Here is an 8,768-nt window from a genome sequence, read left to right as displayed (position 1 = left end):
AATACCCGGTCCCATCCCGAACCCGGAAGTCAAGCCCTTCAGCGCCGATGGTACTGCAACCGAGAGGTTGTGGGAGAGTAGGACGCCGCCGGACAAAATTTCAGGTAGAGGCCGCCCTTCGGGGCGGCCTCTACTGCTTTTACTGGCGAATTGATCTGCGGATCGTTCGAATTCGGCTGCGGTACGCAGCAGTGAGGAAGGCAGCTATGGCTGACGAGCGCCGTAGCAACAGAGGCGGAAAGCCCGCTGGACGCCCCGGGCGTCCGAAGAGCTCAGGGTCGTCATCCACCGGCGGCCGTGGCGGCCGATCGGGTGACGGCAAGCCGAGCGCTGGTCGACCGAGTGGCGGTCGGCCGGGTGCTGCTCGGAGCAGCGATCGCCGTGACGGCTCCGCTGGCGGCAGCGGTCGCGGCGGCGAGCAGCGTCGTGACGGTGGCCGCGGAGGCGACGAGCGTCGCACCGGCGGCCGTTCTGACGGCCCGAAGCGCTCTGACGGTCCGAAGCGTGGTGGCAGCAGCGACCGCAAGGGTGGCTACTCCAAGGACCGTGGCGGCCAGCCCGGTGGCAAGCCGCCACGTCGCTTCGACGAGCCGCGCGAGGAGCGCACTGCGGACCAGCGGATCTACGACGGTCCGGAGCTGCCGGAAGAGGTGACCGGCAAGGAGCTGGACCGTGCGATCTCGGCTCAGCTGCGAGGCCTGCCTGAGAAGCTGGCGGCGCGGATCGCCCGCCACCTGGTCGCTGCCGACATGTTCATCGATTCCGACCCCGAGCTCGCCTACCAGCACGCGAAGGCGGCGAAGTCGCGTACGCAGCGGATCGCTGTGATCCGTGAGGCGCTGGGCGAGGCTGCGTACGCTGCCGGCCACTACTCCGAGGCGCTCGCCGAGCTGCGTGCGGCGAAGCGGATGAACGGCGCGACGGCGTACCTGCCGATCATGGCGGACTGCCACCGCGCGCTCGGCCAGCCCGAGCAGGCGATCAAGCTCGCACACAGCCCGTCGGTGGCGAACTTCGAGGCGCCGGCGAAGGCCGAGATGACGATCGTCGAGGCCGGTGCTCGTCGGGACATGGGTCAGTTCGACGCTGCACTACGGATCCTCGAGCAGTCGCCGCTCAACAACAAGGGCCGCGAGGCCTGGGTCGTGCGGCTACGCTACGCGTACGCCGACACGCTCCAGGACGCCGGTCGGGACAAGGACGCGCTGACCTGGTTCCACCGCACCTACGCGATCGACTCCGAGGAGATCACCGACGCCGCGGCGCGGGCCGAGGTACTCGAGAAGACGGTCGAGAGGGACTGAGGTCCGCCGCAAACCCGCAATCAGTGGCGATCGGCAGCTATGCCGGTCGCCACTGGCCGTTTTGCTCCGATACTGGAGATCCTGGGCGCGGTAGGTAAGAATAGAAGGACAACTACATCCGTGTGATCACCGAAATGATCCTTCACGCATGATCGAGCCCGCTGGGGAAGGCGTAGCTCGCGCCGCAACGAAGGAGATATTCGGTGACCACTCAGATCAAGGACCCGAGCGCCTCGCGTGGCATCGCACGAGGCGTTGTGTTCGTGCATTCGGCTCCCTCCGCGCTCTGCCCTCACATCGAATGGGCCGTCGCGGGGGTGCTAGGTGTGCCGGTGAACTTCGACTGGACGGCGCAGCCCGCCCAGGCCGGCACCTACCGAGCCGAGCTCTTCTGGTCGGGTGCGGTCGGTTCCGCAGCGGCGATCGCGTCGGCGCTGAAGGGATGGACGCACCTGCGCTTCGAGGTCACCGAGGACGGTACGTCGACCTCTGAGGGTGCGCGCTACTCCTTCACCCCTGACCTCGGCGTCTTCCATGCCGTCACTGGGATGCACGGCGACATCATGATCCCGGAGGACCGGCTCAAGGCCGCGGTCGTCAAGGCCGCCCTCGGTGACACCACGCTCGAGCTCGAGGTCGACAAGCTTCTCGGCAAGCCGTGGGACGACGAGCTGGAGACGTTCCGTCACGCGGGGGAGGGTGCCCCCGTACGCTGGCTGCACCAGGTCGTCTGATCGACCCCGTCGGCCGCAGAGCACGGCCGACGACGACTGAGGCCCCGGAGCGCGAGCTCCGGGGCCTCAGTCTGTGTCTGAACGGTGTCGGTCAGAGTGGGATGTTGCCGTGAGCACCGCGGCGTACGCCGACGGTCTGGATCGCTTCCTCGAAGGCGGCCGCGATCGCGCCGCGGGTCGCCGACGGCTCGATGACTTCGTCCACGACACCGATCTCGACAGCCTTGTCGACACCACCGGCGAGACGCTCGTGCTCGGCCGCGAGCTCCGCCTCGACCTGAGGACGGAGGTCGGGGGCGACCTCGGCGAGCTTGCGGCGGTGCAGGATGCGGATGGCGGCGACCGGGCCCATGACCGCGACCTCCGCGCCGGGCCAGGCGAAGACCTTGGTCGCGCCGAGGGAGCGGGCGTTCATGGCGATGTAGGCGCCACCGTAGGTCTTGCGGGTCACCAGGGTGACCCGGGGGACCACGCACTCCCCGAAGGCGTGCAGGAGCTTGGCGCCGCGGCGTACGACCCCGTCCCACTCCTGGCCGACGCCGGGCAGGTAGCCGGGGACGTCGACGACGACGATCAGCGGAACACCGAGGGCGTCGCAGAGGCGTACGAACCGGGAGGCCTTCTCCGCGGAGAGGGAGTCGAGGCAACCGCCGAGCCGCAGCGGGTTGTTGGCGACGACACCGACGGTGCGACCGCCGAAACGACCGAGCGCGGTGACGATGTTGGGGGCCCAGCGAGCGTGCAGCTCCTGCATGGTGCCCTCGTCGAGGATGTTCTCGACCAGCGGGTGCACGTCATAGGCGCGCTTCTTCGACTCGGGCAGCTGCTCGGCGAGGTCCTTGTCCTCGACCGCGGCGACGTCGAGGCCACCCTGGGAGCCGAGGAGGGAGGTGACCGTGCGGGCCTTGTCGAGCGCCTCGCGCTCGGACTCGGTGAGGATGTGCACGACGCCGGAGCGGCGACCGTGCGGCTCGGGACCACCGAGGCGCAGCATGTCGACGTCCTCACCGGTGACGGAGCGTACGACGTCGGGACCGGTCACGAAGATGCGGCCCTCGGGGCCGAGGATGACGACGTCGGTGAGGGCCGGACCGTAGGCGGCGCCGCCGGCTGCCGGGCCGAGGACGACGGAGATCTGCGGGATCTTGCCGCTGGCCTGCGTCATCGCGTGGAAGATGCGGCCGACCGCGTGCAGGGAGAGTACGCCCTCGGCGAGCCGGGCACCGCCGGAGTGCCACAGGCCGATGATCGGGCTGCCGTCGGTCATCGCGCGGTGGTAGGCGTCGACGACCACCCGGCAGCCGAGGTCACCCATCGCGCCGCCCATGACGGTGGCATCCGAGCAGAAGGCGACCGCCCGGGTGCCGCCCACCTCGCCGACGGCGGCCAGCATGCCCGAATCGTCGTCAGGGGAGATGAGCTGGACGGTGCCCTCGTCGAAGAGCGTCCTGAGGCGGGTCAGCGGGTGACGGGGGTCCTGGTCGCGAGGAAGCTTCTGCTGCTTCCTCGCGGGAGCAGGCGAGGGGACCGTGATGGTCATCAGATGCTTCCGTAGACGACCGCGACGTTCGCTCCACCGAAACCGAAGGAGTTGTTGAGGGCCGCGATGTCGCCGACCGGCAGGTCGCGGGCCTTGGTGGCGATGTCGAGCTCGACCGCGGGGTCGAGGTTGTCGAGGTTGATCGTCGGCGGTGACTGGCGGTGGTGGATCGCCAGGACGGTCGCGACGGTCTCGAGGGCTCCGGCGCCACCGAGCAGGTGGCCGGTCATCGACTTGGTCGAGGTGACCACGACGTTCTCGACCTGCTTGCCGAGGGTGGCGTGGAGCATCAGGCCCTCGGCGATGTCGCCCTGAGGGGTCGAGGTCGCGTGGGCGTTGACGTGGACGATGGTGTTCGGGTCGATGTCGCCGTCCTCGAGCGCGCGCTTGATGGCGCGGCTGCCGCCACGACCCTCGGGGTCGGGCTGGGCGATGTCGTGGGCGTCGGCGGTCACGCCGGCGCCGAGGACCTCGGCGTAGATCCGGGCGCCGCGGGCCTGGGCGTGCTCGAGCGTCTCGAGAACGACGATGCCGGCGCCCTCACCGAGTACGAAGCCGTCGCGGCCGGTGTCCCAGGGGCGGCTGACCGCGGTCGGGTCGCCACCGTCGGGGCCGGAGGCGGTCTTGGACAGGGCCATCATGTTGGCGAACGCCGCCATCGGCAGCGGGTGGATCGCTGCCTCGGTGCCACCGGCGAGGACGACGTCGGCGCGGCCCAGACGAATCTGGTCGGCGGCCAGGGCGATCGCCTCGGAGCCGGAGGCACAGGCAGAGATCGGGGTCTGAGCTGCGGCGCGGGCGCCGTAGATCAACGAGATGTTGGCTGCCGAGGCGTTGGCCATCAGCATCGGGACGGCAAGCGGGCTGACCCGGCGCGGCCCCTTGGCCAGAAGCGTGTCGTAGTTGTCGAGCAGGGTGGTGACGCCGCCGATGCCGGTGGCGACAGCCACACCGAGGCGCTCGCCGTCGAGGCCGGCCTCGGTGGCCGTGCCTTCGAAGCCGGCGTCCTTCCAGGCCTGGGCCGCGGCGACCACGGCGAACTGCGCGGAGCGGTCCAGGCGTCGGGCCTTGACCCTCTCCAGGACCTCGGACGGCTCGACGGCGATGCGGCCAGCGATGCGTACGGGAAGGTCCTGGGCCCACTCCTCGGTGAGCTCGCGAATGCCGGAGCGGCCGGCGATCAAGGCATCCCAGGTGGTGGCTACATCTCCGCCTACCGGGTTGGTGGTGCCCAGTCCGGTGACGACGACTCGGGTGCGGCTGCTCATGTGGTCTCCGTGTGAGGTGTTGGCGCGTTGGGTCAGGTGAAGCAGATCCGGCGGCTCGGCCTGGGAGGGTTGGCCGAGCCGCCGGGGCGCGTCAGGCGTTCGCGGAAGCCTTCTCGATGAAGCTCACTGCGTCGCCAACGGTCTTGAGGTTCTTGACCTGCTCGTCGGGGATGGATACGCCGAACTTCTCCTCGGCAGCGACGACGACCTCGACCATGGACAGCGAGTCGACGTCGAGGTCATCGACGAAGGACTTGTCGAGCTGAACGTCGGCGACATCGATGCCGGCGACCTCGTTGACGATCTCGGCGAGGTCGGAGCGGATCTCTTCGGTGGTGGCCATATGTGGTGCTTCCTCTCGGATTTTTGTGTGGTGAAACTCTGGGGTGCTGCGGGACTACGGAACGACGACGACCTGGGCTGCGTAGACCAGACCGGCACCGAACGCGATGAGCAGGGCGGTGTCGCCCGACTCAGCCTGACCCTCCTCGATCATCCGTTCAAGGGCAAGCGGGACCGAGGCGGCCGAGGTGTTGCCCATGGTGGCGATGTCGCGGGCGATCTTGACCGACTCCGGAAGCTTCATGGAGCGGGCCAGGGCGTCGACGATGCGCATGTTGGCCTGGTGTGGGACGAAGCAGTCGAGCTCGTCGGCCGTGATGCCGGCCTTCTCGAGCGCCTCTTGGCCGACCTTTGCCATGGCGTAGGAGGCCCAGCGGAAGACGGGGTTGCCCTGCATCGTCAGCCAAGGAGTCTCCTTGGCCTCGTTCGCCTCGAACCAGTCGGGGGTCTGGATGTGGTCGGCCTTGTCGCCCGAGGAACCCCACACCACCGGGCCGATGCCAGGCTCCTCGCTCGGGCCGACGACCGCGGCGCCCGCGCCGTCGGCGAAGATGAAGGCGGTCCCACGGTCGTGCGGGTTCGTGATGTCGGAGAGGCGCTCGACACCGATGACGAGTACGTGACGGGCGCTGCCGCCGCGGACGAAGTCGCTGGCCATAGCGATGCCGTGGCAGAAGCCGGCGCAGGCCGCCGAGACGTCGAAGGCGGCCGGGTGGTCGGCACCGAGCTCGTCGGCGATCAGCGCGGCGACCGCGGGGGTCTGGCGCAGGTGGCTGACGGTGGCGACGATGACGCAGTCGATCTGGTCGATGCCGATCTTGGCGTGCTCGAGAGCCTTGCGGGAGGCGGCGACCGACATCATCTGCACGGTCTCCTCCTCGCCCGCCCAGCGACGCTCGGTGATGCCGGAGCGGGTGCGGATCCACTCGTCGGAGGAGTCGATCAGGTCGACGATCTCGCTGTTGGGGACCACCCGGGTCGGGCGGTAGCCGCCTACGCCGAGGATGCGGGCGTGCGGTGAACCTGTCGGGGCTGAGATCACGAGTTCTGGACTCCTGTCGGGTGCAGACGCAGCAGCGGCTGACCGGGGGAAACGAGGTCGCCGTCCTCGACGAGCCACTCTATGACCTCGCCGCCGTGGGCGGACGTGATCGCGATCGTGTCACGGAGGCTGGCGATGGCGCCGATCTCGGCGCCGGCCGGAATCACGTCGACCCCGGACACGGTCTCGGAGAGCTTGAAGGTGCCCTTGGACGGGGAGACGACCATGCGCCAGGTCGGCGTGGTCTCGATCGGATTGGACTCGCCATGCTTCTCGACGAACGCGCGGGCGTCCTCGAGCTGGTCGGGAGTCTTCAGGGCGAAGGTCTCGACGCCCTTGAGGGCGCGCTTGGAGATGCCGGTCAGGGTGCCGGCCGGCGGCATCTCCAAGATGCCGGTCACGCCGATGTCGGACATCGTGTCGAGGCAGAGGTCCCAGCGCACCGGGCTGGCGATCTGGCCGACGATCCGGTCCAGCGCCTTGGCACCGTCGTGGACGATCTGGCCGTCCTTGTTGCTGATCAGGCGCGTACGCGGGTCGTGGGTCGAGACGCTCTGGGCCAGCCGGGCGAGGTGGCCGACGGCGGGTTCCATGTGCTTGGTGTGGAAGGCGCCGGCGACACTGAGCGGCATCAGCCGGGCCTTGGCGGGCGGATCGGCGGCGAAGGCCTCGAGCTGCTCGAGGGTGCCCGCGGCGACGATCTGGCCGGGGCCGTTGTCGTTGGCGGGGGTGAGACCGTGCTTCTCGATCGCGGCCAGCACCTCCTCGCGGACGCCGCCGAGGACCGCGGTCATGCCGGTCGGCGTCTTCGCGGCGGCCTCGGCCATGGCCTTGCCCCGCTCGCGGACGAGCACCATCGCCTGCTCGGCGCTGATCGCGCGTGCTCCCGCGGCGGCGGTGATCTCACCGACGCTGTGGCCGGCGACGGCCCCGATCTTGCCGAAGGCGTCCGCGGGCTGCGGGAAGAGCTCGAGGGCCGCGACCAGGCCGGTGGCGACCAGCAGCGGCTGGGCGATCTCGGTGGCGCGGATGGTCTCTGCGTCGGCATTGGTGCCGTAGTCGATCAGGTCGATGCCTGCGACGGTTGAGAGCCACTCCATACGAGCGGCGAAAGCGGGGTCCTCCAGCCACGGGGTGAGGAATCCTGGTGTCTGAGCACCTTGTCCTGGGGCGACAATGACGAGCACGCAACGATAGTCCCGTCTGGAGGGGTGTCGGTTCACCTTCAGCGGCAACGAATATCTGTCACGCAATCTTGTAGGGGTTCTACAACTTGCGTCGCTGCCAGGGCTAGTGGTCCTGTTGCCGGCCGAGAATCAGGGCAACCTGGAGGGCGAGAGCGTCGCGGGAGTCGGTCGGAAGGAACCCGGTGAGCTCGGCGACCTGCTTGAGCCGGTAGCGCACGGTGTTGGGGTGCACGAAGAGCGTGCGACCGGTGGCCTCGAGGCCGCCTCCGGCGGCGAAGTACGCCGCCAGCGTCTCGATCAGGGTGCTGCGGGCCTCCACCAGCGGCCGATAGAGATTCTCGATCAGGTAGCGGTGGGCCCACGCGTCGCCGGCCAGGGCACGCTCGGGCAGGAACGACTGGCTGCGTGCCGGGCGAGGCGCGTCGGGCCAGCCGGGTGCGGCTCGGTAGGCGGAGAGCGCGGCCCGGGCGGACTCGGCGGCGGTGGCGAGCCCGGCCGCCATCGGTCCGACCACGACGGGACCGTCGGCGAACAGGTCGGCGATGCGCTCGGCCGCCTCCAGCGGGTCCTCGATGCCGCCGAGCAGGGCGACGAGGCGGTCACCCTGGACCGCGCACAGGGTGTGCAGGTCGTGGGCGCGGGCGCGGCGGCGTACCTCCTCCATGGCGGCGTCTAGGCGGACGCCGTCGGGGGCATGACCCAGCACCGCACATAGCGGCAGGTCGGCGTCCCAGCCGAGCGCGCTGGCCCGGGAGAGGACGACCTCGTCGGTCTCGGCACGCAGGACCGCGTCGACCACGAGCGCCTCGAGGCGGGCGTCCCAGGCGCCGCGCTGCTCGGCGGCGCGGGCGTACACCTCCGCCGTGGCGAAGGCGACCTCACGGGCATAGCGGCCGATCGCCTCGTGGACGTCGGCAGCGTCCTCGGGCCCGAGGAGGTGGTCGATGTTGGCCTCGACCACCTCGATGGAGAGGCGTACGAGGTCCACGGTCTGCTGAAGCGTGATGATGCCGGTCAGCGCACGGGGCGCGACGCCGAACATCGACGCTGCCAGGTCGGGCTTGGCGGTGTCGGCGGAGGCACCACCGCCATACCAGCCGACGAACTCCTTGATGCCGGCCTGGACGATCAGGCCGACGAGGGAGCGGTTCTTCGCGGAGAGGTCCTTGAACCACGGCATCGCGTCGTCCATGCGCGACGTGGCGGCCGTCGCCAGCCGGCCGGTCGCGCGCCGCAGCGCCGTCGCGGTCCGCCGACGCGTATCGAGGGTCGCCTGATTGGTCACACTGCTGATCCTTCCACCTGGAGATGCGGCTGGGGGCCCGGAACAGTTGCTCCGAGCCCCCGACCT

8 protein-coding genes and 1 rRNA gene are annotated in these 8,768 nt (G+C 69.7%); 3 read left to right on the top strand and 6 right to left on the bottom strand.

Going from position 1 to position 8,768, the window contains the following annotated elements:
- The 3 genes from rrf to ACFWQC_RS23780 all read left to right on the top strand — a co-directional run.
- Positions 1 to 94, top strand: a 5S ribosomal RNA gene (gene rrf / locus ACFWQC_RS23790); the annotation flags it as partial.
- Positions 95 to 206: 112 nt separating this feature from the next.
- The gene (locus ACFWQC_RS23785; protein WP_378683792.1) at positions 207 to 1,304 is read left to right on the top strand and encodes a tetratricopeptide repeat protein; all 1,098 of its coding nucleotides are present in this window, start codon (positions 207 to 209) and stop codon (positions 1,302 to 1,304) included.
- A 242-nt stretch (positions 1,305 to 1,546) separates the two neighbouring features.
- A complete protein-coding gene (locus ACFWQC_RS23780; RefSeq protein WP_355019179.1) occupies positions 1,547 to 2,038 on the top strand; it encodes a DUF3145 domain-containing protein in 492 nt (163 codons plus the stop codon).
- A 91-nt stretch (positions 2,039 to 2,129) separates the two neighbouring features.
- Here ACFWQC_RS23780 and ACFWQC_RS23775 read toward each other — a convergent pair whose 3' ends face one another.
- The 6 genes from ACFWQC_RS23775 to ACFWQC_RS23750 all read right to left on the bottom strand — a co-directional run bounded on the left by ACFWQC_RS23775 (position 2,130) and on the right by ACFWQC_RS23750 (position 8,702).
- Positions 2,130 to 3,578, bottom strand: a complete 1,449-nt coding sequence (locus ACFWQC_RS23775; RefSeq protein ID WP_378683790.1) for an acyl-CoA carboxylase subunit beta — start codon at positions 3,576 to 3,578, stop codon at positions 2,130 to 2,132.
- Positions 3,578 to 4,846: a beta-ketoacyl-[acyl-carrier-protein] synthase family protein gene (locus ACFWQC_RS23770; RefSeq protein ID WP_378683787.1), complete on the bottom strand. Its 1,269-nt coding sequence runs from the start codon at positions 4,844 to 4,846 to the stop codon at positions 3,578 to 3,580. The genes ACFWQC_RS23775 and ACFWQC_RS23770 overlap by 1 nt, the downstream gene beginning before the upstream one ends.
- 91 nt (positions 4,847 to 4,937) lie before the next feature.
- Positions 4,938 to 5,189 carry an acyl carrier protein gene (locus tag ACFWQC_RS23765; RefSeq protein WP_091051955.1) on the bottom strand — a complete coding sequence of 84 codons (252 nt, stop codon included), beginning with the start codon at positions 5,187 to 5,189 and terminating at the stop codon, positions 4,938 to 4,940.
- A gap of 54 nt (positions 5,190 to 5,243) precedes the next feature.
- Positions 5,244 to 6,230, bottom strand: coding sequence for a beta-ketoacyl-ACP synthase III (locus ACFWQC_RS23760; protein WP_378683784.1), 987 nt, complete (start codon positions 6,228 to 6,230; stop codon positions 5,244 to 5,246).
- The gene (locus tag ACFWQC_RS23755) at positions 6,227 to 7,417 is read right to left on the bottom strand and encodes an acyltransferase domain-containing protein (RefSeq protein WP_378683781.1); all 1,191 of its coding nucleotides are present in this window, start codon (positions 7,415 to 7,417) and stop codon (positions 6,227 to 6,229) included. Before ACFWQC_RS23755 ends, ACFWQC_RS23760 begins: the two co-directional genes overlap by 4 nt.
- Before the next feature lie 103 nt (positions 7,418 to 7,520).
- Positions 7,521 to 8,702, bottom strand: coding sequence for a helix-turn-helix domain-containing protein (locus tag ACFWQC_RS23750; RefSeq protein ID WP_355019171.1), 1,182 nt, complete (start codon positions 8,700 to 8,702; stop codon positions 7,521 to 7,523).
- Positions 8,703 to 8,768 lie beyond the last annotated feature (66 nt).

It is taken from the genome of Nocardioides sp. NPDC058538, assembly GCF_042719275.1.
Taxonomy (GTDB): Bacteria; Actinomycetota; Actinomycetes; order Propionibacteriales; family Nocardioidaceae; genus Nocardioides.
Note: the sequence above shows the minus strand (reverse complement) of the source record. Positions and strands in the feature narration are given on the sequence as shown.